Origin of the sequence: Streptomyces sp. NPDC059456 (assembly GCF_042750055.1) — a bacterium.
GTDB lineage: Bacteria > Actinomycetota > Actinomycetes > Streptomycetales > Streptomycetaceae > Streptomyces.
In genome coordinates, this window is sequence record NZ_JBHYVA010001135.1 from 1 (window position 1) to 1,276 (window position 1,276).

The following is a 1,276-nucleotide window of genomic DNA, read 5'->3' on the forward strand; positions in this document are numbered from 1 at the left end:
GCGTCCCGGCGGGTGATGGTGTGCGCGGTGAACCGCGCCGCCCGGTGCCGGGACAGGTGGTCCCTGCGGCCGTCCGGCCCCAGCTGGGCCAGCAGGGCCTTGCCGACGGCCGAGGCGTGCGCGGCGGCCCGGAAGTCGACCCATTCGTCCACGAGCGGGGTCGCCGGGCCGTCGGCGTACTGGGTGATGCACACCTCGCCGTCGGTGTAACGGGCCACGTAGACGGCGGCGCCGACCGCGTCCCGCACCCACGCGAGGGTTTCGCGCAGGTGTCCGCGCCCGTAGCCGGACGTCGCCCCGGTCAGTAAGAGCGCCCGGCCGGCGACGTACGCGCCGGGGCCGGCCGGAGCCGCCAGGTTCGCGCGTACCAGCTGCTCCATCACCCGGACCAGCGCGAGTTGCGGCAGCCGGGTCTCGCGGGCGATCTGGGCGAGGCCCACACCGCCCGAGTACCGGCCCACGACCTCCAAGGCGCGCAGCGCCCGGTGGACGGCTTCCATCGCGACGGGGGCCGGCCGGGTGCGGAACGTGCCGCGGCCGGCCTGGACCGGCTTCGGCTGCCTGAGCGCTTCGAGCGCCCAGGCGTTCGCCTCGTCCGTCAGGTGCAGCAGGTCCAGCCGGGCGTGCTGGGCCACCGCGACCGCCACCTGCGGGCCGAGGAGGAACACCTCGCCCAGGTCCTGGTCCTCGCTCCAGCTCCGGGCCGTCACGGCCCGTCGCAGCCGGGCGGGCAGCCGGTACGGGGGCCGCCCGGCGCGGCCCCGGACCGCCGAGAGGGCGGTGAGGTCCTGGGTGCTGATCGGCGGTGAGGCCCAGATGACCGAGGCTCCGATGGCTTCCTCCAGGTTCTCCGGGACCTCCGGCAGCAGCGGCAGGCCCTCGTCCGGGGGCAGTGCCCCGGCCAGCGCCTTCCAGTGCCGGGCGGTGCGCACCTCGGCGCGGGCGAGGTGGTGGAGGTGCAGGAGGCGCGCGGCGGTCCGCGAGCCGGCTCCGGCCGCGTACTGGAACCAGAACTGCGCGCCCTCCATCCGGTCCGCGAGGTGCAGCAGGCATCCGAACAGCAGGGCGGGTTCGGCTCCGTGCGGCCAGTTGCCGGCGGCCAGCGCGAGCTCGGCGAAGGGACGGCTCTGCGCCAGGGACCAGGCCAGGTCGTCCAGGGCCCGGGCGGCCCGTACGTGGCAGGCGGCGTCGAGTACGAGGTCGTCCGCGGCGGTGCGGGCCGGCGCGGGAGGGCGGGCGCGGCCGGCGAGGGACGCGGGCGCCGGGAAGGCAGCGC

Annotated in this window: 1 protein-coding gene; it reads right to left on the reverse strand. The window is 77.1% G+C overall.

The genetic code is table 11. From position 1 onward, the window contains the following. Window positions 1-1,276 (reverse strand): IclR family transcriptional regulator C-terminal domain-containing protein (locus ACFXA3_RS42750; protein ID WP_385196981.1); only part of this gene is annotated, 1,276 nt, incomplete at both ends.